Source organism: Spirosoma liriopis (genome assembly GCF_023196085.1).
Lineage (GTDB): Bacteria > Bacteroidota > Bacteroidia > Cytophagales > Spirosomataceae > Spirosoma > Spirosoma oryzicola.
The window spans coordinates 1,516,344-1,542,607 of the sequence record NZ_JALPRF010000002.1; the positions used below are offsets into that span (position 1 = coordinate 1,516,344).

20 protein-coding genes are annotated in these 26,264 nt (G+C 51.2%); 12 read left to right on the forward strand and 8 right to left on the reverse strand.

What is annotated here, in order from left to right; genetic code table 11:
• Window positions 1–48: 48 nt before the first annotated feature.
• Together ahcY and M0L20_RS15310 are read right to left on the reverse strand one after the other, a co-directional pair.
• Window positions 49–1,359, reverse strand: coding sequence for an adenosylhomocysteinase (ahcY, locus tag M0L20_RS15305; protein WP_248477806.1), 1,311 nt, complete (start codon window positions 1,357–1,359; stop codon window positions 49–51).
• A gap of 192 nt (window positions 1,360–1,551) precedes the next feature.
• A complete protein-coding gene (locus tag M0L20_RS15310; protein WP_248477807.1) occupies window positions 1,552–3,417 on the reverse strand; it encodes an outer membrane protein assembly factor BamB family protein in 1,866 nt (621 codons plus the stop codon).
• 191 nt (window positions 3,418–3,608) lie between these two features.
• On the opposite strand from M0L20_RS15310, the gene M0L20_RS15315 reads away from it, so the two are divergent.
• Window positions 3,609–4,100 (forward strand): MarR family winged helix-turn-helix transcriptional regulator, encoded by a 492-nt coding sequence (locus M0L20_RS15315; RefSeq protein ID WP_248477808.1) that lies wholly within the window; start codon window positions 3,609–3,611, stop codon window positions 4,098–4,100.
• Window positions 4,101–4,106: 6 nt separating this feature from the next.
• Window positions 4,107–4,586: a GNAT family N-acetyltransferase gene (locus M0L20_RS15320; protein ID WP_248477809.1), complete on the forward strand. Its 480-nt coding sequence runs from the start codon at window positions 4,107–4,109 to the stop codon at window positions 4,584–4,586.
• Here M0L20_RS15320 and M0L20_RS15325 read toward each other — a convergent pair.
• Both M0L20_RS15325 and M0L20_RS15330 read right to left on the reverse strand, forming a co-directional pair.
• Window positions 4,578–5,222 carry a GDSL-type esterase/lipase family protein gene (locus M0L20_RS15325; protein WP_232561791.1) on the reverse strand — a complete coding sequence of 215 codons (645 nt, stop codon included), beginning with the start codon at window positions 5,220–5,222 and terminating at the stop codon, window positions 4,578–4,580. The genes M0L20_RS15320 and M0L20_RS15325 overlap by 9 nt on opposite strands.
• 15 nt (window positions 5,223–5,237) lie before the next feature.
• On the reverse strand, window positions 5,238–6,557 hold the full coding sequence (locus M0L20_RS15330) for a UDP-N-acetylmuramoyl-tripeptide--D-alanyl-D-alanine ligase (RefSeq protein ID WP_248477810.1): 1,320 nt from the start codon (window positions 6,555–6,557) through the stop codon (window positions 5,238–5,240).
• Between the two features lie 114 nt (window positions 6,558–6,671).
• Between M0L20_RS15330 and M0L20_RS15335 the strand changes: the two genes are divergently transcribed.
• From M0L20_RS15335 to M0L20_RS15370, 8 genes are all read left to right on the forward strand, one after another.
• On the forward strand, window positions 6,672–8,933 hold the full coding sequence (locus tag M0L20_RS15335; RefSeq protein WP_248477811.1) for an FG-GAP-like repeat-containing protein: 2,262 nt from the start codon (window positions 6,672–6,674) through the stop codon (window positions 8,931–8,933).
• A gap of 100 nt (window positions 8,934–9,033) precedes the next feature.
• Complete coding sequence (locus M0L20_RS15340; RefSeq protein ID WP_232561794.1) at window positions 9,034–9,396, forward strand: hypothetical protein; 363 nt, start codon at window positions 9,034–9,036, stop codon at window positions 9,394–9,396.
• A 240-nt stretch (window positions 9,397–9,636) separates the two neighbouring features.
• The gene (locus M0L20_RS15345) at window positions 9,637–9,849 is read left to right on the forward strand and encodes a heavy-metal-associated domain-containing protein (RefSeq protein WP_232561795.1); all 213 of its coding nucleotides are present in this window, start codon (window positions 9,637–9,639) and stop codon (window positions 9,847–9,849) included.
• Window positions 9,850–9,997: 148 nt separating this feature from the next.
• Window positions 9,998–12,181, forward strand: a complete 2,184-nt coding sequence (locus tag M0L20_RS15350) for a heavy metal translocating P-type ATPase (protein WP_248478091.1) — start codon at window positions 9,998–10,000, stop codon at window positions 12,179–12,181.
• A gap of 136 nt (window positions 12,182–12,317) precedes the next feature.
• Window positions 12,318–14,255, forward strand: a complete 1,938-nt coding sequence (locus tag M0L20_RS15355) for a CocE/NonD family hydrolase (protein ID WP_354004179.1) — start codon at window positions 12,318–12,320, stop codon at window positions 14,253–14,255.
• Window positions 14,256–14,542: 287 nt separating this feature from the next.
• Window positions 14,543–14,887 carry a hypothetical protein gene (locus M0L20_RS15360; protein ID WP_232561796.1) on the forward strand — a complete coding sequence of 115 codons (345 nt, stop codon included), beginning with the start codon at window positions 14,543–14,545 and terminating at the stop codon, window positions 14,885–14,887.
• Window positions 14,888–15,189: 302 nt separating this feature from the next.
• Window positions 15,190–17,490: a TonB-dependent receptor gene (locus M0L20_RS15365; protein WP_248477812.1), complete on the forward strand. Its 2,301-nt coding sequence runs from the start codon at window positions 15,190–15,192 to the stop codon at window positions 17,488–17,490.
• A gap of 1 nt (window position 17,491) precedes the next feature.
• On the forward strand, window positions 17,492–18,517 hold the full coding sequence (locus M0L20_RS15370) for a DUF4249 domain-containing protein (RefSeq protein WP_248477813.1): 1,026 nt from the start codon (window positions 17,492–17,494) through the stop codon (window positions 18,515–18,517).
• Here M0L20_RS15370 and M0L20_RS15375 read toward each other — a convergent pair whose 3' ends face one another.
• The 4 genes from M0L20_RS15375 to recQ form a co-directional block, all read right to left on the reverse strand.
• Window positions 18,518–19,735, reverse strand: coding sequence for a lytic transglycosylase domain-containing protein (locus tag M0L20_RS15375; RefSeq protein WP_248477814.1), 1,218 nt, complete (start codon window positions 19,733–19,735; stop codon window positions 18,518–18,520).
• Between the two features lie 130 nt (window positions 19,736–19,865).
• Entirely contained in the window at window positions 19,866–21,122 is a 1,257-nt protein-coding gene (locus M0L20_RS15380) for a lytic transglycosylase domain-containing protein (RefSeq protein WP_232561800.1), read from the reverse strand.
• A gap of 159 nt (window positions 21,123–21,281) precedes the next feature.
• Entirely contained in the window at window positions 21,282–22,376 is a 1,095-nt protein-coding gene (locus M0L20_RS15385; protein ID WP_232561801.1) for a lytic transglycosylase domain-containing protein, read from the reverse strand.
• A gap of 153 nt (window positions 22,377–22,529) precedes the next feature.
• Complete coding sequence (gene recQ / locus M0L20_RS15390; RefSeq protein ID WP_248477815.1) at window positions 22,530–24,662, reverse strand: DNA helicase RecQ; 2,133 nt, start codon at window positions 24,660–24,662, stop codon at window positions 22,530–22,532.
• Between the two features lie 210 nt (window positions 24,663–24,872).
• Here recQ and M0L20_RS15395 point away from each other — a divergent pair, with 210 nt between their 5' ends.
• Window positions 24,873–25,322 carry a hypothetical protein gene (locus M0L20_RS15395; protein ID WP_248477816.1) on the forward strand — a complete coding sequence of 150 codons (450 nt, stop codon included), beginning with the start codon at window positions 24,873–24,875 and terminating at the stop codon, window positions 25,320–25,322.
• A 188-nt stretch (window positions 25,323–25,510) separates the two neighbouring features.
• Complete coding sequence (locus M0L20_RS15400) at window positions 25,511–26,248, forward strand: class I SAM-dependent methyltransferase (protein ID WP_248477817.1); 738 nt, start codon at window positions 25,511–25,513, stop codon at window positions 26,246–26,248.
• Window positions 26,249–26,264: the final 16 nt, after the last annotated feature.

Here is a 26,264-nt window from a genome sequence, read left to right on the forward strand (position 1 = left end):
ACGCACGTATACCAGTTCGAGTAAACGACTAGCTACGAATGAGTTATTCTAGTAACGGTACATTTCCGATTTGAACGGGCCATCGACAGCTACACCGATATAATCCGCTTGCTCCTGCTCCAGTGGTTCGAGTCTCGCGCCAACGTGGGCCAGGTGCAGAGCCGCTACTTTCTCGTCGAGTTTCTTCGGCAGCACGTACACTTTGTTCTCGTACTTGTCGGAGTTCGCCCACAGTTCCAACTGAGCCAGCGTCTGGTTCGAGAACGAGCACGACATCACGAAGCTAGGGTGACCCATCGCGCAACCTAGGTTCACCAGGCGACCTTCGGCTAATACGATGATTTCTTTACCGTCGATTTCGTACATGTCAACCTGCGGTTTGATCTGGCTCTTGGTGTGGCCATACGCTTCGTTCAACCACGCCATGTCAATTTCGTTGTCGAAGTGACCGATGTTGCAGACAACCGCTTTGTCGCGCATCAGTTTGAAGTGACGCTCTTTGATGATATTAACGTTACCGGTCGCCGTTACGAAAATGTTCGCGCGGGTAGCAGCTTCGTCCATCGGAACAACTTCGTAACCGTCCATCGCTGCCTGTAGGGCGCAGATTGGGTCGATTTCGGTCACCAATACCCGGCAACCGGCACCACGCAGCGATTCTGCCGAACCTTTACCTACGTCACCATAACCTGCTACAACAGCTACTTTACCAGCCAGCATCAGGTCAGTCGCCCGGCGGATTGCGTCCACCAGCGACTCACGGCAGCCGTATTTATTGTCAAATTTCGACTTCGTTACGGAATCGTTTACGTTGATCGCAGGCAAGTGAAGCGTACCGTTTTTCATCCGCTCGTACAAGCGGTGAACGCCCGTTGTCGTTTCCTCCGACAAGCCTTTGATGCCTTGAATCAGCTCGGGATACACGTCGAAAACCATGTTGGTCAGGTCGCCACCATCGTCCAGAATCATGTTGAGCGGCTGACGATCTTCACCGAAGAACAACGTCTGCTCGATGCACCAGTTGAACTCTTCTTCGTTCATGCCTTTCCACGCGTAAACCGGAATGCCAGCGGCTGCGATAGCGGCTGCTGCGTGATCCTGCGTCGAGAAAATGTTGCAGGACGACCAGGTTACGTCGGCTCCTAGTTCAACCAGGGTTTCGATCAGTACCGCTGTTTGAATCGTCATGTGCAGACACCCGGCAACACGGGCACCTTTGAGTGGCTTCGACGGACCGAACTCGGTGCGAAGGGCCATCAGCCCTGGCATTTCAGCTTCAGCCAGTTTGATTTCTTTACGGCCCCACTCGGCCAGTGCGATGTCCTTAACTTTGTAAGGTACGTACGTGGAAGTTTGCATATCGCTTAATAAAAACAAAAGACTTTACTAATGAATAAAAGATGATGCGTTCGCGGTTGTATTCTTAGTAAAATGCAATAATAACGACAATTTGCTAGAATCCCTATTTGAATCAGAATAGTTTAGCATCCGGCAGGGTCAATCTTAGCGAACGCGCTTTCAGGAGCAGGATGCTGACTCGTCGGGTGGGCCTTATGGTTGGCTATCAGCAAGTTGAAGACGCGCTATTTTCCCATCCATGGTTGTTACTAGCACCTCACGGTTTCTGAGCGGAAACACGCGGTTCATCATGGCATTGGATAGCTTATGCACCCCTTCTACCTGACGTGTTCGGCGATTGATCGCGTACAGGACACCGTCGTCGGTTGGGACGTAGATAATGCCATCGCGTTCGACAACAGGTGATGGACTAATCTCGTAACCGTATTTACAATTCACGAACCAGGCCGGTTGCGGACTGTCGGATTGCGTTGACAACGCCCAAAGAGTGTCGTTCATGCACTTGACGTAGATAAGCGATTGATCCGCCGATAAACCACTGGCTTCGAACCCTTTATGCTGGTTGGTCTTCCACAACTCTTTACCCGTTTTTGCGTCGATAGCGGTAACGGTGCGGTCGGGTGTTTGAAGGAAAATTCGTCCGTTGCTAAGAAGCGGTGTGCCAGCGGCTGGCGAAAAATTGCGGCTTTTGCCATTCGTCCAGGTCCAGGTAAGCTGGCCCGTTTTCTTGTCGAAGGCGTAAAGTGTGGAGCCCCAAGAACCAACATAAACGGTGTGCTTATCGGCAATGGGCACGGATTCGACAAAACCCTTAATGCCGTCAAACGACCATTTTTCTGATCCGTCTTTCAGGGATAAGGCTCTGAATTTGCCCTCCGAACTGCCGATATAGACGACCTTCTCATCAATGAGCGGGCTCGCAACGATGGGTTTCTTCGTTTCAACTTTCCAGCGAAGGGTTCCGTCATGCTTGCTGAGGCAGTAAATCGTACCGTCGCTTGACGCAACAACTAACCGGTTTTTTTGCATCATGGGCGTAGAATACACTTTTCCTCCCGTCGCGAACCGCCATTTCACCGATCCGTCGGTCAGGGATAAGGCAACGATCTGACCATTGGTGTTGGGGTAGATCGCTACTGTCTGATCAGCGATGATACCGGCTCCGATGTCGCTGCTGTCTTGCTTCTCCCAAACGGACCGCACGTTTTTGTACTGCTCATTGACTTGGTACGACGGTCTCGGATACGGCTTCGATTCTTTACCGAAGTAATGATTCTGCAAGGGAATTATTCGCCAAGCAGGGGCTGTTTGCCCTTCGATTGAACCGACCGTGGGTGTCCGGGCGGCAAAAGACAGCGTGTCGTTCTGGATCGTAACCAGGTTGTAACCACCGACCGGATCTTTTGCGCGCAGGTTGGAGCGACCCATTGTGGCTGGAATCCCTTCGGCATCCATTGCCTGATTCGCGTGGCCGTGGCCACACAACGTAGCCTGAATGTTGATTTTTTTCAGATCGTCGATGAGCAGGTACCAGTTTGCCAAACCCTCATCGAGTGGGTAGTGATTCATGAAAATGACTGGTCGATCCGAGTTTCTTAGTTTTTCGACTTCTGAGCGTAGCCACAGAACGTCTTCGCGGGCCACCAGCCCCGGCGACATGCGCATATTGGGGCCACTGCCGCAGCCAATGAACCGGTACTTGCCAAAATCGAAGGAAAATCGCTCGCTGCCGAAAATTTTCCGAAAACTATTGCATCCGTTTTCCGACCATTTTGTGTCATGATTACCCGGAAAAACGTACCACTTCTTGTTCAGCCCGTCCAGAATGCGCTTGGCGGTAGTCAGTTCCTGCTCGGTTCCAAAGTCCGTTATGTCGCCGGTTACAACGACAAAATCAAGGTCGGGTAGCGCGTTAATGTCGTTGACGGTTCGTTGCAGATCTTCGGCAGCTGTTTCGGGCGCTCCTACGTGCGTATCCGTCACGAACGCAAACCGAATGGGCTGAGCGAAGGAAAGAGTAAAAGTGAAGAAGCAAAGAAGTAGTAAGTGGGCTTTCATCGGTCAATAGAAGTTATTTTCGACTAGGTCTGCTAGTTGGGCCTGTCTAAGTAAGCCTTGATGATCAGCATTTCGCGGACAAGCAAATATCAGTAAACAATAAAATTATTAACCATAGATAGGGGACAAACTTGACTTTGTGTCTTCAAACAACTAATTATGTAAGAACTTACGTAAGTTCTTACATAATTATGGATTTTATGGCCGAAATGGCCGAACTGGCTCTAGCGAGTCGGCTTCGGCGCTTAAGTGATACTTACTGGCAAGCCGTAACGGCAACGTATCGGCAATCAGGGGTTGACTTCGATGTGCGCTGGGCAACAATTTTTGTGCTCATCGCGCGGCAGGGGCCGGTGGCTATCACCGAAATCGCTGGTCGGCTGGGTATTACGCACCCGGCTGTCATTCAGGTGACCAACGAACTGGAAAAGCGGAACCTGATCGTATCAACGAAGTCGGAGCAGGATGGCCGAAAGCGGTTCCTGTCTTTGAGCGAAGCCGGTCAGGATATGTTACCCAAATTACAACCGCTGTGGGATGCGTTCATTACGGTTAATCAACAGATGATCGCGCAACAGACGCATAACTTACTGCTATCGCTTCAGGAAATGGAAGCACAGCTGGCGGAGCGCAACTTCTTCGACCGGGTTCAAGATCAATTAACAACTAAAAAGTCCGAATAAATAGCCATGAACAACGTGTCTATCATTCCTTACTCACCAAACTATCAACCTGATTTCAAGCGGCTGAATATACAGTGGATCGAAACCTATTTCCGCGTTGAACCACACGATCTCGAACAGTTGGATCACCCCGAAACGTACATCCTTCCGAACAACGGCCAGATTTTTTTCGCCAAAGTGGATGAGCACATCATGGGTTGCGTGGCGATGATTAACACAAGCGAGCCGGAAGGAAGCGTCCTGAGTTTTGAACTGGCTAAAATGGCCGTAGCGCCTGAAGCACAAGGGAAAGGGGTAGGCCGATTACTTTGTCGGGCGGCTATTGATTTCGCTTGCCAGCTAGGCGTCAAGACAATCTGGCTTGAATCAAACCGGATACTGACGCCTGCCTTAACGATGTATGCAAGCGTCGGTTTCCGGGAAGTACCCAGCGTGCCAACGCCATATGCCCGCGCCGACATTCGGATGGAAATGAGTTTACTTTAGGTACGGTTGCAACACCGGTGCCCACCGCTGGTAGCCTGCATCGGTCATGTGTAGGCTATCTGATTTAAACAAAGCAGGGAGCGGTTGCTTGTTTGAACCCAGCATCGATGGTCGAATGTCAACGAACGTCGCGTCGGACTGTTTCGCTAAAAACTGGCTAATGAGCTTATTCGCTTCGTTTACGACCGGCCAGTATTGTCGCCGGGACGGGCTGAGCTTGATGGCGATGTAAACGAAAGGTACGTTGGGCAGTTTCTGACGCACGTACTGAAACAGATCAACGAAATTGTCGTAGGTCTGTTGGGCGCTCAGCTTGCCGGTTGCAATATCGTTTTCACCAGCGTACAGGACGATTTGTTTCGGCTTGTAGGGGAGAATAACGCGGTCGGCAAAAAAGCGTACGTCGCTTAGTTCCGAGCCGCCGAACCCCCGGTTCAAGACTACTTTGTCGGGAAAATACTGTTGCAGGTTAGGCCACAACCGAACGGATGAGCTGCCCGTAAACAGAATCGGTTGCGCGGGTGGCGGACTTTGCTTATCCTGTTTTTCAAACGCCTGAATCTCGGCCTCAAACCGGTGCGCCTGAGACCATACCAACGAAAAGAGCAATGTTGCTAACAAAGTGATTTTTAGCATGAGTTCAGAACTGATTTACAAAAAAGGTAAGACCGATTCCAAACCCATGCCGCGTGACCCTTTGACCAGAATGTGCGTATCCGTCATGGGGTGGTCCATCAGCCAGTTATGGAGCGAAAATTTATCGGGAATGTAATACGCTTTGGGAAGCCAGCCGAGGGCAAATTTCATGTCTTTGCCCGCCAGAATAACGATATCAAACTTGCCTTCCGCAACGAGTTTGCCCAATGCCGCGTGTTCGGCTTCGCTTTCCGAACCGAGTTCGTACATGTCTCCCAGAATAACCACCTTACGCTTGGCGGGCGTAGCGGCAAACTGACGAATTGCAGCCGCCATCGAACTCGGATTCGCGTTGTAGGCGTCGAGCAGAATGGTGTTCGAGCCTTTGTGAATCACCTGAGAGCGGTTGTTCGTCGGGTTATAATCCGCTACGGCATGATTAGCTTCTTCGGGCGAAATGCCAAAGTAATCGCCGATGGCCACTGCCGCCATCATATTCTCGAAGTTGTAACGGCCGGGTAGGTGCGTTGAGACTTCGTGGCCTGTTGCGTCGCGGTAAATAACGACGGGCGACTCCTGAATCAACTCGACCAACTCGCCGGGGTAGAAAATCGCTTCGGCGAAGGTGGTTTCGGAGCGTATGGCTTTCAATCGTTCGCGGTACATGGCCGTCAGCACCGTGTCGCGGGAATTGATAAAAACCGTTCGGGCATTTTGGGCCAGATAATCATACAATTCGCCTTTGCCTTTGCGTACCCCTTCGATACCTCCAAACCCTTCGAGATGAGCTTTTCCGACGTTCGTAATCAGACCGTGAGTCGGTTGCGCAATCGAACAAAGCAGCTCGATTTCTTTCTGGTGATTGGCCCCCATTTCGACAACGGCCAATTCGTACTGCTCGTTAATAGCCAGCACGGTCAGCGGAACGCCGATGTGATTATTGAGATTGCCCACCGTAGCGTAGGTCCGGTACTTTTTCGACAGGACAGCCGCAATCAGCTCTTTGGTGGTGGTTTTTCCGTTGGAGCCGGTCAGGCCAACAACCGGAATGGCGAGGGTCCGACGGTGGTGACGGGCGAGGTCCTGAAGTGCCAGCAAACCGTCGGCTACCAGCAGGCACCGAGGGTTACGACCGGCAACTGTCGGATCATCGACGAGCGCGTAACGGGCTCCCGAAGTAAGCGCCTGTTCGGCAAACTGGTTACCGTCGAAGTTGTCACCTTTGAGAGCAACAAACAAACAGTCCGCAGTAATCTTGCGCGTATCGGTCGATACACCGGTACACTCTTGAAATTTTGAATAAAGTTCTGCCGTTGACAGCATACCTATAGACATAAATGAAGTCGCAGTTCGTTCTTCTCTACGAACCGGGTTGGTCTTTTAACCAAGAGCCGTTTCGCGAATGATACGCTTACGCGTAAGGATTGACAGAGAATTGCCCAAAATTAGATGAAAAAGCTGTTTACGCTTTGTTTTTTCGTTATTCCGCTTCTCGACTACGCTCAGTCGGCGGGTAAGTTCGGTTTTCAGTATGATCAGCGACCCACCGTTAGCATCGACGGGCGGGCGTTACTCAACCCGTGGGCGGGCGGCCTGAACGCAACGCAGTACGCAACCATGCGCCTGAATACCGATAACCGCGATGATCTCGTGGTCTTTGATCGGTCAACCAATAAAATCAGCACATTCGTCGCTATTGAAAACCCCGTGGGAAGCGGAATTGCCTGGCAGCACGCTCCGGATTACGAGAAAGCGTTTCCGAGTATCAACGGCTGGCTGGCGGTTGTCGATTACGACGGTGATGGCCGTAACGATTTGTTCTTACCTGGTCCTACGGGCAATATCATGGTGTATCACAATAATTCCCAGAATGGGCAGCTATCGTTCAGTATGGCGGTTAGTTCACTGATGACCGTCGGATTTGGTGGTAAACAGAATTTGTTCGTAGCACCGACCGACTTGCCCGCCATTACCGACTTCGACGATGATGGCGACATTGACATATTGGCCTTTGATGGGACGGGCAATCTGATCACGTATCAGCAGAACATGAGCGTCGAACGGACGGGTAAAAAAGACGGTCTGGACTACAAACGGGCTGATTGCCAGGTGTGGGGTCACTTTATTAAAGAGTACTGCAATGACTTTACGTTTGGGGTCACCTGCGACGGAATGGTTGGCATGAAGAAAGTCGGTCCGTTGGTGAATGCGGCCAAACCAAGTGGCGCTAAACCGATGCACTCCGGCAATACGCTTTCGGTACTGGATGCCAATGGCGACGGCAAAAAAGACTTGCTGTTTGGCTTCGTTTCCTGCGAGAACATTGCCGTGTTACACAACGCGGGGCCCAACAATGAAAATGCCTCGTTCACGTCGTTCGATAGTTTGTTTCCAGTGCAGAATTCCATCAAGTTTCCCGCCTACGCGGCTACGTACTGGCAGGACGTTGACGGGGATGGTGTTAAGGATCTGTTAGCCTCAACGTACTCGGATTTCAACGAAAACCGAGCGTTTGACTTTCGGGCGTCGGGTTGGTTTTATAAGAACACAGGGACAAACCAGAAGCCTGATTTCAAGCTGGTTCAGAAAGATTTTCTGCAAAGCGATATGCTGGATCTGGGCGAAAATGCCGCTCCGGCCCTGGCTGATCTGGATGGTGACGGTGATGTTGATCTGCTGGTCGGCTACAGTGGGGTTCGTAGTGGAACAAACTACCGCGCCGGACTCTGGCAGTTTGAGAACAAAGGAACGACGCAGAATCCGGCCTTCTCGCTCGTCACGACGGACTACCTTGGACTAACGCAGGGATTGGGGTGGAGCGACGTGGTGCCGTCGTTCACCGACGTTGACGGAAACGGAAGCATAGATCTGGTCCTGACCGGAACAGCTGCCAGCGGCCTCGAAATTCGTGTACTTTTCAACACCGCTCCGAAAGGGGCAGCTGCTCAGTATAGCCTGGCAGGTGCCACCAAATGGGCTAACCCAGACGGACGGGTTCAGCCGGGTGAACTCATCACCGTGACGGACGTTGACCATGACGGCAAGCCCGACTTGCTGATCGGTAAAAACGAAGGAACGATCAATTACCTACGCAATACAGGAACAGCTACCAATCCAGTTTTTCAGTTACAGAATCAAACGTTCGGCGGATTTACCAACAACAATTCGTATTACGACCGGGCTCGTTCGCTCGTGGTCGCTGACCTGAACGGTGATCAGAAAAACGAAATCATTGCCGCTTCCAACAATGGTCGCGTTCGCATTTATCAATTCCCCGACAGACCTGACCAGTCCCTGACCCTGATCGATTCATTACCCACCCTGGGTTTGCCCGGCACACGGTTGATAGCGGCAGCGGCTGATCTGGACGGTGATCAGTTACCAGACCTGATGCTGGGAAGCGTGGCTGGTGGGCTGCGATACCTGAAAAATACATCGCAGAAAGTTGTTATCACGGGCGTACCGGAAGAGTCGACTGGCCCCTGGGCGTTTCCTAATCCGACGGATCGTTTCCTGACCGTGAAACCGGCGTTTTCGGGTCGGCTTGAACTGGTTTCCTTGTCAGGGCAGGGCATGCTACCGGTTCAGGACGTTCAATCGGATGCCGAAACGGTGCTCGATCTGAGCGCTTTACCCGACGGAACCTACCTGTTGCGCCTATCGGCTGACAACCGGCCCGCCCAGGTGCAGAAGGTTGTTGTGTGGAAGTAGTGAAAACTCTTTGGGAAGTTGGTGGTTACTGAAGTAAAGACGCGTGACTAGTGACCGATGGGAACAATCGGCGGCTAATCACCCTTAACGAGCATTAATCATGGAAAATAATAACAACTCCAGCCAACAGCCTGTAGATCAAAACTCGGGTGGTCCACTAGAAGGGATGTCTCCTCAGCATACCAACATGCCCGCTAATAATGATGAAGAGGATGCCATTGTCTACGCGGGTTTAGGGGTCAATAACGAACCTGACATTATGAATCCCGGCGATGAGGAAGCGTCGGATACGCTATTGTACACGGATACCATCACAGCCATGCACGCTACCGACGAAGTTCGTAACAGCGAAGATCTGGACGCGTTGCCTGACGATTTACTGGAAGATATTTCGGACGATGAACTCGACAACGAGATCAGCGAATTAGCCGAAGAAGAAGAGGAAGGCAACGAGCGTTACTAGTCTTAACTTCCAGCGTATTTAGAAGCCAGCAATGGGAATCAGATCCTGTTGCTGGCTTCTTTGCTGAGTAGCATCCTGACGCAACTCATTCGATTGGTTTCGGGTTATTTTATAAAAGTAGCCGACAATTTCGTAATACAAATCAGCTGGTTAAGAGTGACCTTTGTTAGGTCAATCGGAGCAACCATGACCGACAAAATTGTGGATACGCAAAGGCAGACAAGTCTATTAATCAATCCTATGGAAACCGTAAAATTCAAAACGAATATTAAATGTGGTGGCTGCATTGCTACCGTTACGCCTTTTCTGAACGAAGCCGTCGGCGAAGGTAACTGGCAGGTGGATGTCCAGGACCCCAACAAGATTCTAACGGCTGACACTACGTCGGCTACGGCTACGCAAATCAAGCAGGCCATCGAGAAAGCAGGCTATAAAGCAGAGCCCCTGAATTGACGCACACTTAGCCAGTCGTTTGCTGCATACCGCAGTCAGGATGGCAAACGAATACGCATAAACTCCTAATGAAGTGAATACGCTTCTCAACGAACCGAAGGAGAAACCGTCGGCTTCGGACATAAAAAAAACGTATCCGGTGCTGGAAATGACCTGCGCGGCCTGTGCCGTGAGTGTTGAATCCACGCTTAAAAACACGCCCGGTGTCAGCGATGCGAGCGTTAACTACGCGAATCAGAGTGCGTCGGTACAGTTCAATCCAAAGGTCGTAACCCCAGAAGGATTGCAGACGGCACTTCGTTCTGTCGGGTACGATATGGTTGTCGATGCCGAGGACCCGCAGCAGGTGCAGCAGGAAGCTCAGCAAAAGAGTTACGAAGCGCTGAAAAAACGGACGATCTGGGCGGCCTTGCTATCAATACCCATCGTGCTGATCGGCATGTTCTTCATGGACTTGGTGCCGTTTGGCAACTACATCATGATGGCGCTGGCGGCACCGGTGGTGTTTGGTCTGGGACGCACGTACTTCGTCAATGCCTGCAAGCAGGCTCGTCATGGTAAGGCGAACATGGATACGCTCGTCGCGCTTAGCACAGGCATTGCTTTCCTGTTTAGTGCGTTTACGACGATTTATCCGCAATTCTGGCTGAATCGTGGGCAGCATCCGCACGTCTATTTTGAAGCGGCTGCGGTGATCATCGCGTTTATCTCGCTCGGTAAATTGCTCGAAGAGCGGGCCAAATCGAATACGTCGTCGGCCATAAAGAAATTGATGGGCCTCCAGCCCGAAACCGTACGGCTGATTGATGGTGACACCGAGCGTGACATCCCCATTGCGAACGTACGTGTGGGCGATAGGCTGCTGGTGCGGCCCGGTGAGCGGATTCCCGTGGACGGAACGGTACAAAGCGGAGCTTCCTTTATCGATGAAAGCATGATCAGTGGTGAACCCATGCCGGTAGAGAAAACCGCTGACGTACCTGTCTTTGCCGGTACGATCAACCAAAAAGGTAGTTTTCAGTTTCGGGCCGATAAAGTCGGGTCGGATACGGTGTTAGCCCGGATCATTCGGACGGTGCAGGAGGCTCAGGGCAGTAAAGCCCCTGTCCAGCGGCTTGTGGACAAAATTGCGGGTATTTTCGTGCCGGTCGTCTTAGGAATTGCCTTGTTGACGTTTGCCGGCTGGCTCCTATTGGGCGGGGATAATGCGCTGACAACAGCCTTGCTAACTTCGGTGACGGTGATGATTATTGCCTGTCCCTGTGCGCTGGGTCTGGCTACGCCAACGGCCATTATGGTCGGCGTAGGAAAGGGCGCAGAAAATAACATTCTGATCAAAGACGCGGAGAGCCTGGAACTCGGCTATCGGGTCAATGCGGTTGTACTGGACAAGACAGGCACAATCACGGAAGGTAAACCCGTCGTTACGGACTTGCACTGGCTGGTATCGGAAGGGGAGCAGAATCGCCTGGCTTCGATCCTGTATGCGCTGGAAGGTCAATCGGAACACCCACTAGCTAATGCCGTAACTGAATATCTTAAACGTTCGGATGTGTCCAGCGTTGCGATCAATCGGTTTGAAAGCGTGACGGGACATGGCGTAACGGCTGAGTACGAACGCGAAACGTATGTTATTGGTAATCGGCAGTTGATTGATCGGCAAGGAGTTTCGTTGCATGAGGACGTGGAGAAACAAGTCGATGGACTCTATAAATCGGCTAAAACGGTTGTCTTTTTTGCGAACCAACGGCAACTTCTAGCTGTGATTGCCATTGCCGATCCGGTCAAAGCAACATCTCGGCAGGCAGTTGAAACCTTACAGCGCCGGGGCATTACCGTTTACATGCTGACCGGCGATAATACGCAGACCGCAGCCGCCGTCGCCAGTCAGGTAGGTATACCCCAATACCGCGCTGAGGTGTTACCAGCTGACAAAGCGGCTTTTGTTCAGGAGCTGCAAGCGCAGGGTAACGTAGTCGCCATGGTTGGCGATGGCATCAACGACTCACAGGCACTGGCACAGGCGGACGTGAGCATTGCGATGGGCAAAGGCTCCGACATTGCGATGGACGTAGCCAAGATGACGCTTATCACCTCCGATCTGACTAGCGTACCCAAAGCGCTGCAACTTTCCCGAAAGACGGTTCAAACCATCCGACAAAATTTGTTCTGGGCTTTCATTTACAACCTCATCGGCATTCCTATTGCCGCCGGTGTACTGTATCCAGCATTCGGGTTTTTGCTTAATCCGATGATCGCCGGGGCGGCAATGGCCCTAAGTTCGGTATCGGTTGTCAGTAACAGCCTCAGGCTGCGCTCGATACGGTTCTAAGACTAAGCCATGATTTTCAAGTGCTGAGTAGGCCAGGCTCTCGATGAGTCTGGCCTACTCGCGTTTTGGGGAGGTAGTTGTCTGCGTTAATTAGTATACTTGTCCAGCAATTTGTTTTTTGGCAAGAAAATCAGGTATGATGCGTATAAAAATACTCCTTGTTGCCCTGTTAGGCAGTTTTTCGCTTAGCTACGCGCAGTCAAAAAGCGCCGATTCGCTCTTTGTTCGGCAGCACTACAATAAGCTGGATCGACAGATTACCATGCGCGATGGCGTCAAACTCTACACCGTCATTTACGTTCCAAAAGAGGGCAGTTCGACTAATCGGTACCCGATTCTGATGGAGCGGACACCGTACTCGGCGGGACCATACGGTGAGACGAATTACCCAAAATCAGGCCCCGGCCCAAACAAGGCGCTATCGGAGGAAAAATACATTTTCGTCAATCAGGACGTTCGGGGACGTTACATGAGCGAAGGTAATTTCGAAGAAATGACGCCCGGTGTGGATGTGCCCGGCGAGTCCACGCCCAGTGCGGGTCAAAAGAAAGCGACGGCGACCAAGAGTCATAAAAAAAGCACGCAGCCTACAGCAACGGATGAAAGTACGGATACGTACGATACGATTGAGTGGTTACTCAAAAACGTACCGAACAACAACGGGCGGGTTGGCTTGATGGGAATATCGTACCCTGGTTTCTACGCATCAGCGGCTTTACCGAATGCCCACCCGGCTCTGAAAGCCGTGTCGCCACAGGCACCCGTCACCGACGAATTTATCGGCGATGATGCCCGACATAATGGCGCGTTTTTTCTGCTCGATAACTTCTCGTTCATGAATTACTTCGACAGTCCGCGACAAGGACCTTTGGAGAATTACGAACAATTGTTCTCGTGGCGACCCACGGATGCCTACAAGTTCTTCCTGGAATTAGGTCCCGTTAAAAACGCGAACGGTCCGAAGTATTTTAACAATCGGGCGAAAATCTGGAACGAGTATCTTCAACATGATACTTACGATGATTATTGGCAAAAGCGAAATATCCGACCCCATCTCAAAAACGTAAAACCAGCTACGATGATCGTTGGCGGCTGGTTTGATGCCGAAGATTTGTTCGGCGCATTACGCACCTATGAGGCTATCGAAAAACAATCGAGTGGCAATCGGAATACGCTCGTGATGGGACCGTGGACGCATGGCGCGTGGGCTCGTGAAGACTGGAGCCAGTTTGGGCCGTTATCGTTTGGGCAGAATACCGCCAAATACTACCGCGATAATCTGGAATCAACATTCTTCGCGTTTCATCTAAAGGACAAAGGAAAGTTCGAAGCGCCGGAAGCACTCGTTTTCGATACGGGCAAAAATGAATGGAAGTCATTCGACGCGTGGCCGCCCAAAGCGGCTGGCGCACGCCATTTTTATTTGGCTCCAGGCCAGAAGCTGACGACGGACAAATCAACCGGCAACGATTCTTTCGAAGAGTATGTCAGCGATCCGGCCAAGCCTGTGCCTTACACGAATGGCGTACAAGCTCGCCGGAATAGCCAGTATGTTATCGAGGATCAGCGCTTCGTGGCTAACCGGCCCGATGTGGTGGTTTTCGAAAGCGATGTGCTTACGGAAGATTTAACCGTGGCTGGTCCCATCAACGCAAAACTGTTTGCGTCAACGACGGGTACAGATGCCGACTTTATCGTCAAGGTAATCGATGTACTGCCCGATTCGGCCAAAGCTAATCCGCAAGGCGTTCAAATGGCGAACTACCAGCGCTTGGTGCGGGCTGAGGTACTACGTGGTAAGTTTCGCAACAGCTTTACTACCCCCGAGCCGTTTAAGCCGGGAGAAGTGACCGCCGTAACGATGCAGTTGCCCGATGTGATGCATACGTTTAAGAAAGGCCACCGGCTGATGGTGCAGGTACAGCATTCGTGGTTTCCGATTGTGGACCGCAATCCGCAAACGTTTGTTAATATCGGAACGGCAGATACGGCTGACTTTCAAAAAGCGACCATGCGGTTATATCATGATGCTAATCATCCATCCGAAATTGTACTTGGCATGACAGAAAAATAGGAATACGGGTATAATATTCTAGTTTGTTAACATTGGGGTAATATTGGATTTGGAAAAGATCACCTACAAGTGGTCTTTTTTGTTTTTATAAAGTATTGAAAATTAGCAGTTTGGCCTAATTGTGGAGGCCTGAGATAGAAGCAGTATCATTTTTTCAATATTAAGTTTTAACGCAGATGTTAACATATAGATAATATTTGAGTAATATTATCATAACATTAGTCCTGATCACTCATCTGTAGCGTCTGGGCAAGTGGGTACTGTTGATCTTTCACTAAACCGAAGTCATGAAAAAATCACTTTTTCTACTTACGCTGGTAGGCTTCCTGGCGACGCAAGCCTACGCTACGCCGACAAAAACTCGCAAGACTAAAGCGCCCAAGGCAAATCTTGAGCAACAGTTAGCCAAATATATTTCGTACCCTGATGCACTCAGGCCAACCCAACAGGCGGGTGTGGTGGTGATTCAGTTTCGCGTCAACTCGGACAGTGAGCTGTGTCAGCTAAAAGTGTTCAGTCAGAATGACCAGATCAACCATGCATTGCTTCGTGAGTTGACAGGCAAAAAACTAGTTGGTTATGAAAGTGATGCTGCTGAACTGCACACGGTTCGGCTACGGTTCCAGCCCTAGAAGGCATTGATCATAGCAGAGCCACTCTTTGAAGAGTGGCTTTTTTTGTGACATATTCTCCGTTTAATCAGCAATTGAGAGGAGGGATAGCGAACCGCGCTTTATTTGTACGTCTAGCCGATCTGCCAACTGGACGGTGATAAACCATTGCTAATTGATTGGATGGCTTCGCTAAGTAAAACAGGTACATTCCTGCCTTACTGTAACGTTAGGACTATCCACGAAGTGTCTTCTGATTCAACGGTATGAATGTGCGGCTATTGGTTTTTGTAGTACTTTGTTGCTTTCATACAATTTCCGCAGTGGCCCAGCAACGGCTTCGTTTAACGATTACCGTTCAGGATGGCGTAACCAAAAAACCGGTTTCGGGAGCCAGCGTCTTTATTGCTGAAACAAAAGCGGGCGCAAAGGCGGACAGCCTGGGCAACGCGCTTATAAACCATGCCCCTGGTGTACTGACGGTCTATGTTTCGGCGGTAGGCTACATTCGGGGCCGCGAGACGATAGTACTCGATTTCAATAAACGAATTGTCTATGCCCTACAACCCCGATCGACCGATCTGGAAGAAGTAGACGTTCGGGCCACGCGCGAAGATCAGAACATTCGAACGGTGCAGATGGGACAGATTCAGCTGAGCATGCCTGAGTTGAAGCGAATGCCGGTTGTGCTGGGTGAGCCCGACATTCTGAAAGCGCTCGCTCTGCAAGCCGGGGTCACGACGGCAGGAGAGGGGGCGGGTGGATTTAACGTTCGCGGTGGCCGATCCGACCAGAATCTGGTTCTTGTGGATGGAGCGCCTTTGTTTAATACGTCGCATTTGCTCGGCTTTTATACGAATATCAATCCGGATTTGGTGCAGGATGTCAGCCTGAGCAAAGGAGCGTTTTCGGCGCAGTACGGGGGGCGTGTTTCGTCTTTGTTGCTGATGAGTACCCGCAACGGCAATAAAGATGGTTGGCGACTATCAGGCGGTGTTAGTCCGGTAAGTGTGCGGGCGGTGGTGGATGGACCCATTACCAGGAGGCTTACCTTGTTGGCGGGCGGACGTATTGCGTTTCCCAACTATCTGCTACAGGTGTTTCCCAGTCCCAGCGTCAAGAATAGCCGCGCTTTTTTTTACGATGCGAACCTGAAACTAACGTACACGCCTGACGAGCGAAATACCATTGCCTTGTCGGCTTATCGTAGTCAGGATAACTTTCGATTTCCGGGAGACACCCTGTACGGTTGGAACTCCCAGGTGCTGACGGGCCGGTGGAGTTATTTGGTTCAACCGAATCTACAGCTAAACCTGACCGCTTTGTACAGTGGTTATCACCTGAACGTCGATGGGGTGAAGCCCGGTCTGACTTTTCGGTTTGCGTCGTATATCGAGCAGCGGGAGGGCAAGGCGGATTTGTTTTACACCCTCAGGCAGAAGTACAAAGTTCAGGTTGGCGCAAATGGTATTCTGTACCAAATCCAAACGGGTGATGTGCAGCCAACTGGCGAAAATTCCAGCATAAACCCCCAACGAACCGCACCGGAGCATGGGCGCGAACTGGGCGCTTATGTGAACACGGAGTGGGAGCTGACGCCAAAAATCTCGTTCCAGGCGGGGTTACGTTGTTCGGCCTTCGCACTGCTGGGAGCGCGCACCGTGTACGATTACGCGCCGAATGGACCACGTTCTCCCGAAACCGTTACCGATTCGGCTCGTTACGGGAGTGGACAAGCTGTACAGACCTACGGCGGACTGGAACCCCGGCTGGCTCTGCGCGTACAGGTGGCCACACATACCGCCGTTAAAGCCAGTGCCGGACGAACCCGCCAGTACGTAAACCTTATCTCGAACACCACGGCGATCACCCCGCTCGATTTCTGGAAATTAAGTGATCGCTACGTGCCACCCCAGATTGCTGATCAGGTATCGCTGGGCGTGTTTCAGAACCTGCGGGACAATGCGTTTGAAGTAAGTGTAGAAGGGTATTACAAGCGTCTTCAGAACCAGATCGAGTACCGCTACGGCGCTAACCTGATCCTAAACCCAACGCTGGAAACGGCGTTGCTCCAGGCGGCTGGCCGTGCTTACGGCGTCGAATTCGGGGTGAGTAGCAACAAAGGACGACTAACCGGGCAACTCAACTACACCTACGCCCGATCACTGGTGTCCGTACAAACGCCTTATGACGAACTGCGCATCAACAACGGTGCCTATTATCCTTCGTACATTGACCGACCGCACACGTTAAACGTACAGGCTCGTTGGGCTATGTCGCATAACTGGTCGTTCTCGGCCAATTTCGTGTATTATACCGGCGTCCCGGCTACCTATCCCGATGGGCAGTACACGTATAATGGTGAACCGGTTCAGGATTATTCACGGCGCAATGCGGATCGAATTCCCGACTATCACCGGCTGGATGTCGCGTTCTCGAAAGATACCCGGTTCAACAAAGCACAACGTCGGTACGGCATCTGGACACTGGGTGTCTACAACGTATACGCGCATAAGAATCCGTATTCGATCTATTTCACCCGATTCAACCAGCGAACCGAAGCGTATCGCTTGTCGGTGTTTGGTACGCTGATTCCGTCCATTGCCTACAACTTTTATTTCTGATATGTATCGGCTCGTCGTTATTCTTATCATTCTGACATCCCTGGCTGCCTGCATCGACCGGGTTGAGTTGCCAATTCGTACGGAAGAGGTCCGGCTTGTTGTTGAGGGTCAGATTACCAACGAGGCTCCGCCGTACACGGTCCGCTTAACTTATACCGGCAAATACAGCGAAGGAGCTATTGCCGATCAGTTCGTACAAGGAGCACAGGTGAGTTTAGGTAACGATCAGGGACGTTCAACGAAGTTTGTATCGATCGGGCCGGGGCTTTACCAAACGACAGATTTGACCTTTCGAGGAGAAGTAGGCCGGGCGTATAGCCTGACGGTGGCGCTCAGCGATGGTAAGCGCTACGTATCGAAGCCAGAGCAAATGCCGTCGGTGCCGGTAATCGATAGCGTACTAACAACGTTCAGGCGCTCGGATAACTTTGCTACTCCTTACCGCTACTTTTACTCGGTTTCCACCCGTGATCCGGCTGCGGAGAAAAATTACTACCGCTGGACCGCGTACGGAATCACCACCCGAAAATCGACAGGAGTGCCCTGTAGCCTTAACTCGCCATCCTCTATTTGTTTTGATCGCTGCTGGATTACTATCGTAAATAACGATGTGAACATATACAGCGATGAAGCCGTCAACGGGAATCGCATTCGGAGTCAGGATATACTGAGTTTACCCGTGTATGCCGTTGGGCCGCAACTGATGGAAGTTCTTCAGTATGGTATCACGCAGTCAAATTACCAGTTCTGGAAGCTGTATCAGCAACAAAATGCCCGAACCGGCAGTATTTTCGACCCCTTACCCGCACCCGTAGTCGGCAATCTGATCAACGTTAATGATCCGACTGATGTGGCGCGGGGGTATTTTGCCACGGTATCCATAACGCGCAAGCGATTTCGGAATCAGGCACCGGAGTCGACGGGTACGGCTGTGTACGGATTTATCAGCAGTCAGCTTTTACCCCAGGGCGATTGTCGGAATACGTACGGTCCGGTACCGGTTGTTGAACCCGACGGCTGGTTGTAGTTAAAATTTCCACTGCACGAGCCAGCCCGGCTTGATGGTTTTAGGTCGGGGAATACCCGCCAGGCCCGTACCCGGATTCATGGCCGTCAGGGTAAGCGGAATAACGCTTTTCGTTTGCGAGGAAATGACTTTTGTTGCGCGGAGAAATAGGTTTCCCTGCGCGTCAACATCATCGACAACGGCATAGAGCGCGTCGCCGGTTTTGAGTTCATCTTCGCCAATCTGTACATCTTCGGCTAAGGCGAATGACCAGCTTTGCCCAACTTTCAGCTGTCCCGCCCGGATCAATTTGGCCGACAGGTCGCCCACGAAAACAGGTGGTGCAGACGATTTGTTTTTCAGCAATTCGGACAGAACGCTATCCATTACGGTCGCTTCATTGCGCAGCGTGTTTCTTTGTGGGTCAGTCAGCGACTCAACCGGAACACCGACGGGTTCGGGTTCTTCATCCTGAAGCCAACCCATCCGGCGAGCCTGGGCGCGTTCCTGCTCGTAAGCGTTCCCGGAAGCGACCATCTTGCCCAAACTCATTCCGTAGACCGGGTTGGTGAAGAGTTCTTTCATCGCCAGAATCCGGTACAAGTAGTAGCCCGTCTCCGCGTTCATCGTCATGGCGTAGTAGTCGCGGTGACCAACCCGCGTTATTTTACGCTGGACCATACCTACCCCGCCGTTGTAAGCAGCCGCCACCAGCGTCCACGAGCCTAATTTTCGGTAAAGAAAGCGAAGGTAACGGCAGGCTGCTTCGGTGGATTTTCGCAGATCAGTACGCTCGTCGTTGCCCGGTGCAATTGACAGGCCCATGTCCTGGGCGGTATCATCCATAAACTGCCAGTAGCCGACAGCACCCGCTGACGAAACCGCATTCGCCTGCCAGGCGCTTTCGATCAGGGGCAGGTACTTGAAATCGTTGGGAATATTGTGCTTGCTTAGTATGGGTTCGATAACGGCAAAGTAAGGCGCAGACCGCGCTTTCAAACCACCCAGATGATTACTGTAGCCAGCGCTACCGGCGAGAGCAAAGGCAAGTTTCGTAGACACATCACCCTGCTCCGTTGGAACCATCTCGCCACAAAAATGCAGGCGAGTCAAACCACTGGTCAAACGTGGTTTGGGTATAAGGGGGCGAACTGCCGATTTTTTCTGCGCAAAAATAACCGGCTCCAGAAACAACCCAAGGCTAATCAGTACCAGATAAAAACGTACGGACGAATTCAACGTAACAGGTAATTGTTCGATCTGTAGACAACGATGGAGCCTAAAGGTTTAGTTCAGAGGATAGTTTTACCGGAATTGGTCGTTCGCCAAACGGAGCAGATGTCGTTGATCCGCTCCGTTTGCGATCCGATTACAAAGCCTTCCAGGTCAAAATCCAGCCTGACTTAACTTGATCCAGATCAGGAATTTTAATGCCAATTCTACCCGTAGACGCATCAACAGCCGCCAGGGTAAGATTGTACGTATGTTTCTCGGTCGTGGAGTACAGTTTATCCGCCCGGAGATACAGCTTTCCTGCCTTAGTATCAATGTCCTCGACCACCGCATACAGAACGTCGCCTTCATCTACGTCTTTGCCATCGGCCATGCCATCACGAGTAAGATGGAAAGTCCAGACCTGACCGCGTAGTAAGCTTGACGATTCCGAAAGGCGGGCTTTGATACCTCCCCTGAACACATCGGCTGCGTTAGGTAAAGGAATGTCTTCTGCTCGGTCGGGAGCCGCTACGGGTGGGCCAATAAACGATTCGCTGACCGCTGATTGGGTGGCTTCGTTCACGACAAGTTCGGGCAACAGCACTTCGTCTTCATCGCCGTAATCAGCCGTGGGTATCAGCGGTTTGCTCAGATAAGTCATCATCTGATTCGGGATGATACCTTCGTAACAACGGTAATTGGAGAATATTTCTTTGAAGGCTAGAATTCGGTACAGGTACTTGCCTGTTTCCGCATTCAGCCGTAAATAATAATAATCCCGCTGTTGTTGACGACGAATATTACCCAGTAATGCGCCAATACCGTTGTTGTACGCAGCCGCAGCCAGTGTCCAGGAGCCTAGCTTGTTGTGCAGGTAATTCAGGTAGCGGCAGGCTGCGTCAGTTGATTTTGTCAGGTTTCGTCGTTCGTCGTGGCCGGGTCGGATCGATAAACCTAGTTCGCGCGCGGTACCCGGCATAAATTGCCAGTACCCGACAGCTCCTTTGGGCGATACGGCAAAGCCGGTCAGTGCACTTTCCACCAACGGGAGGTACTTAAAATCCGACGGTACTCGGTGACGGGCCAAAATTGGTTCGATGATCGGGAAAAACGAAGCCGCTCGTTGACGCATTTTGTACAGTGCCTGGTTTCGACCTGTATTGGATGCGAGCGCTGACACCATGCGTCGTGCCACCGTTTCCTCATGAAGTGGTACCGATTCTCCGCAGAAATAAACGGGAGGCAGCAGGGGCCTCAACATGGGTTTAAACGAGCCAGCGGCTAGAGAACTTACTGAGGACGAAGCGACGACAAGTTGTGAGCTGGTCGGTGACGACAGGTCAGACGCATGTGATAGGCTAGCTAAGGTCACTAGGCTAGCTACCAGTGATAACGAAACTAAAATATGCATCGGTTACGGAGAGTACTAGATCTATAGGTTATACTCCTTCGACGCTATTTTTTGGCTATAGTAACAAAGCGATCCAGATTTTTTCTACATAAAAAAGCAACCCATTTACTTAGCGATAAAACTAGAAGTAAACAGGTTGCTAACGAGTGTCACAAGGTGCTACAGCCAATCCCAGAAGTGAAGTGGACGAATCCCTTCTCCTTTCTTCCGCTGTAGAATGCGGGGGCGACGGAAGCGCAGAACCATCAGACCCATCATCAGTTTCTTAATCGGCAAACCTGTGTTCTGCTTTTCCAGATCCGCATCCGGCATGGTAGCCGATTTTTTAGCCGAGGCAGCCATCGCTATCAACTGCTGTGTATCCGACGGTGCTTTTGTTAAAGTTGTGTTTGGACGGGGACCCCAGGTTGGGTAGGTATAGTCCGCATCGACCAGTTCGACAGTTGGTGCGTCTTTGATTTTCTTCGGCAGCGCCAGGGGTTTATGCCAGCTGGGCAGTGGCTTAACGAGCTGTTCGATGGTTGATGTGCGAAGCAACAGCGCGTACTGTCGGGGGTTACTCAATAGCTCTTTGTACGCCAGAATGCGGAAGAGGTAATGGCTTGTCTCGCGGTGCAGGCGTAACCGGTAGTAATTGGAATGACCCTGCTGTTCGATTCGGTGCTGAATACGGGTGATTCCCCCGTTGTAGGCAGCTGCGACGAGTGTCCAGGAACCTAGCTGACCATACAGCTCGTGAAGATACCGACAGACGGCTACGGTAGCTTTCTCGAGGTCATACCGTTCGTCAACTTTCTTGTTTACCGTCAGACCCAGTTCACGGGCTGTTTCGGGCATCAGTTGCCAATAGCCCGAAGCGCCTTTGTGCGAAACGCAATCATTGACCAGCGCACTTTCTGCCAAAGGCATGAACCGGAAGTCGCGCGGAATTTTGTACTTTCTAAGAATGGGGTCGATGATTGGAAAAAACGTCGAAGCCCGACTGCGGAGGTCAAAAAGACATTCTTCCTGAGCGCCGTACGTGCGTAGCGTTTGCAGCCAACGGCGCGATACGCGGGGTTCGTGAACCGGAACCTCTTCTCCGCAAAAATAGATTGGAAAGACCCGTTTGGAGGAGTCGACAACCAAGAGCGAGGGGTTGTCCAGGCCGTTTGATGACGGAAGTGACCGGCTCGAATCAGGCGTCCAGAGAGAAGGATCGCCAACCGGTTTCAAAGCGGCAATGAGCAGAGAAAAACTGACTTCTTTGATCAAAATAACGTTGGTTTCTGTGAGACATAAGACGAAAAAACCCGTACCGAAGTAGCGGGCTCGTCCAAGAACATCCTACGAATATAACTGATATTCTGGGATATATCTAATAAGCGCTCTGAGAATTATCCAACGGTCTACCCTAAAGTAAGCTCTTTAGCCTTCCATTAATCCTACTACGAGCGTTAGCTTGCTGTAATCGTAACGACCGCCTAAATAATCAAAAACGGGTTTTAAACGGCCTTCTTCCAGGCCAATCAGAGCAACCGCTTTTTCGATCTCCCGCCGTTCGTCAGGACTGATTAGCGACTCCAGATCAATGGCGTAACCGGCCTTTGCTAACTGGACCAAATGGCCCGCAATAGAGCCGGCGGTGAGCTTGCGTTCGGCGGCAATCTCATCAATGCTCATACCGCTGTTATAAAGGTCAAGGGTCATTAGCTGGGTTGATCCTTTGGGCTTCTCACCAGCCTGCACCCGCCCCTTAACGTAGCCGACGATTTCGCTGAGGAATCGCTTTCCGAACAGTTGCAGTTTCCGTTCGCCCACCCCGCTGACATTGCGTAAGGCGTCGGGAGTGGTTGGCCGCAGCCGGGCCATATCTTCCAACGTCGTGTCGGTAAAAATCACGTAAGGTGGAACGTTCTGCTGGTCGGCAATCTGCTTGCGCAGTGCTCGTAGCCGCTCGAAGAGTTCGTCGCGGTTGGTTTCGGTTTTTGCCTTCGTTTTTTCAACAACGGGTTTCGGTGCATCATCGGGCCGGACAAGCTCGATCTTACGTCCGCCATACAGTACCTGATCGGCCAGAATCCCCCGGCGTAAGGCGTAATGATGGTCGTAGGCAACCTCGATAACGCCGATGTTGATTAGCTGATGCAGGTAGTTGCGCCAGTCTTCAAACCGAAGATCGCGACCCGCACCGTACGTTTTAACCTGATCGTAGCCATTCTGCATAACCTGTTGACTGCGGGAGCCGCGCAAAATATCGATCAGCAGATTCATGGGTACGCGCTCACCCGTTCGAACCATCGCCGATAAGGCTTTCTGGGCCAGAATAGTACCGTCGAAGGTTACGCGCGGATCACGGCAAACGTCGCAGTTGCCGCAGGGTTCGGGCAGTTCTTCCGAAAAGTAGGAGAGCAGGATCTGACGGCGACAGGTATGGGCATCGGCGTATTGCTGCATCCGTTCCAGCTTTGCTAGTTGCAAACCAAGGTTAGCCGGGCTGTTTTCGGACAGCATGTCTTTGTAGGTGGCAACGTCGGCAAAACTGTAAAACAGCACCGTCTGAGCCGCAGCCCCGTCGCGGCCCGCCCGCCCGATTTCCTGGTAGAAACCCTCGATGTTTTTGGGCATGTTGTAATGAATCACCCACCGCACGTTCGATTTGTCGATGCCCATGCCGAACGCAATGGTCGCGCACATGATCCGTACATCGTCGCGGAGGAAAGCCTCCTGCGTACGGGAGCGCTCGGCGGGGTCCATGCCCGCGTGGTAAAAAGCCGCGTTGAAACCTTTCTCCTGCAACTTAGCCGCCAGCGACTCGGTCGATTTTCGGCTCAGGCAATAAATAATGCCCGAGGTGTTGGGCTTTTGTTGCAAAAGTTTAACGATCTGCTGAATGCGGTTCTGGCCGGGTAGAACCTGCAAACTCAGGTTTGTCCGGTTAAACGACGATACAAAGACCTCCGGATCATTCATGCTCAGTCGCTCGGCAATATCCTGCCGGGTTAGCTTATCGGCGGTGGCCGTCAGCGCAACGGTCGGTACGTGCGGGAATCGCTCTTTCAGAATTGCTAACTGGGTATATTCTGGCCGGAAATCATGGCCCCACGACGAAATGCAGTGTGCTTCGTCGATGGCGAAAAGCGAAACGTTGATGCGTTGCAGAAAGTTAAGAAACGATTCCGACAGCAGCTTTTCGGGAGAAACGTAAAGTAGTTTAAGATTGCCACTGTGCGCATCCTCTTCGATATCGCGTTGCTCACGTCCATGCTGTGTGCTGTTGATATAAGCCGCCTGGATACCGTTCATATGCAGCGCATTGACCTGATCTTTCATGAGCGCGATCAGCGGAGAAACGACGATCGTGACGCCCGGAAGCATCAGGGCCGGAATCTGAAAGCAGACGGATTTGCCGCCCCCCGTTGGCATAAGCACAACGGTGTCGCGCCCGCTTAGCACCGACTGGATAATAGCCTCCTGCATAGGCCGGAAGCTATCGTAGCCATAGTAACGTTTGAGGTAGTCAGCGGGATTCTGCGAACGAATAGGGGCTTCACTGGTCATTGATTGAATTCTATAGGTAGTACGTCGGGTAAATTGACGACAATGATTGTTACAAAGCGCTGTTAACCAATGGCTAATGGGCTTTAGTCTTTCAGTCAAATTTAAGAAAAATTTAAGACTTTTTCGGCACGGATCTGGTGATTTTATGCCCATCTTTCCGTCTAAAAGCTCCTAATACAGTGTTTTTCAATCTAATTTTTCGAACCGATCATGAAAAAAACAATCGTGTTGCTTAGCGTTGTATGCAGTTTGTTAATCAATTTTAAGGGAATCGCGCAGGAGAACAAGCCTGGGAAAAACGAAGCGAAGAAAGAGCAGAAAGAAGCGGATAAGAGCGCTAAAAAAGCGGCCAAAGCCGAAACGAAAGCTGCTAAAGATGCCATCTCAACGGCTGATGAAAAAGCCGCAAAAGAACAGGCGAAAGTAGAGAAAAAGGCCGGGAAGGTAGAAAAATCGGGTTTGAAAGATGATAAATTAAGCAAGTTAACGGTTGACAAGGCACTGAAAGAAGAAAAAGCTACCCCGGCTGACTACAAAGCACCCGTTGATAAGAATACGAAAGGACCGGACGGAGCAACCGTTTACGTTGGACCGCGTGGTGGTAAATACTACATCAATAAGAAAGGAAACAAGGCGTATCTGAACAGTCCTAAAAAATAGCAACGAACCAGGCTGCCGCCGTAGGAGTGGGCTTGTTGATTAGGGAGGTGTCGGCGTGGCCGTCCGCGCGGTTCTCAAAACCGACACTTCGTATATGTCTACCAAAGGAAATTCAATCCTCGGCTTCCCAGGGTCAATAATTCGATCTCGGAACTGGTAATGAATAGTACTTAATATCACCCAAGGGTATGGAGCCATATGACGGAAGCGACTTCTATGATGATGACCGGGTGTTCAGGCAATATATACTGCATCGGTCACGCGCGGAAAGCCCCAATGAGCTAATCGAAAAGCCAATTATTCTCGACCTGCTCAAAAGTTCACCAAGGAAAGCTGTTCTGGATTTAGGCTGTGGATATGGCGATCTGATAGACGAATTAACGGCAGGTGGCGTAACAACGTACACGGGAATCGATGCGTCGCGTAACATGATCAATCTGGCCAGATCGCGTTTTCCGGATAAGCGGATTGAGTTTATTCAGGCCGACATCACGCGCTGGCTCTATCCAGTAGCGCACTATGATACCGTTTTGGCCCGGCTGGTCTTTCATTACGTAGCCGATTTAGGTAGTGTTTTGGAAAAGCTCGGGAAGACGCTGATTACCGGTGGAGAGCTAGTTTGTTCCGTTGAACACCCCGTCATCACTTCATCCCTGGAAAGCTATGCAGCTGGTCAAAAGAAGACTTCTTGGAAAGTTGATGATTATTTTGCTCTGGGAAGGCGCTCGCAGCATTGGATGGGAAGCAACGTTATCAAATACCACCGAACTGTCGAGGAATATTGGCGATTGGTCACGCAAGCCGGATTCAGAATAACAGTTTTACGTGAAGGCTGTCCCCAGGCCGCTCTGTTCAATGACAAAGACGAGTTCGAGCGACGTAAACGCATACCACTTTTTCTGATTCTCCAGGCGACGAAGCTATAATCAGGTAACGGAGGGC